This is a genomic window from Providencia rustigianii DSM 4541 (assembly GCF_000156395.1).
Classification (GTDB): domain Bacteria; phylum Pseudomonadota; class Gammaproteobacteria; order Enterobacterales; family Enterobacteriaceae; genus Providencia; species Providencia rustigianii.
On record NZ_GG703831.1, the window covers coordinates 1 to 485 of the forward strand.

Annotated in this window: 1 protein-coding gene; it reads right to left on the bottom strand. The window is 53.6% G+C overall.

Annotated features, from left to right (window positions below):
* Positions 1-485: Ig-like domain-containing protein (locus PROVRUST_RS20260; RefSeq protein WP_006816493.1), on the bottom strand; the 485-nt coding region annotated here is incomplete at both ends.

Consider the following 485-nt stretch of genomic DNA (forward strand, 5'->3'; position numbering starts at 1 on the left):
CTTTGCCATCAAGTCGGTGTCGTTCGCCAACACATCCAGCGTAACCGTTTCACCTTCTTTGATCGCCGCGCTATCTTTGTTTGCTACCGGCGCCGCGTCAATAACAATGGTCACGGTGGTTTCATTGGACACATTGCCGTTTTTGTCTTTCACGGTGTACGTGATGGTGTCCGTGCCCACTTCGCCCGGCTTCGCGGTGTACACCAGCTTGCCGTTAAAAAACTCTGCCGTGCCTTTGCCACCATTAGTGATGATCGTCAGTGTGCTCGGGTCGATATCGTCTTTGCCATCCAAGTCGGTGTCGTTCGCCAACACATCCAGCGTAACCGTTTCACCTTCTTTGATCGCCGCGCTATCTTTGTTTGCTACCGGCGCCGCGTCAATAACAATGGTCACGGTGGTTTCATTGGACACATTGCCGTGCTTGTCTTTCACGGTGTACGTGATGGTATCGGTGCCCACTTCGCCCGGCTTCGCGGTGTACA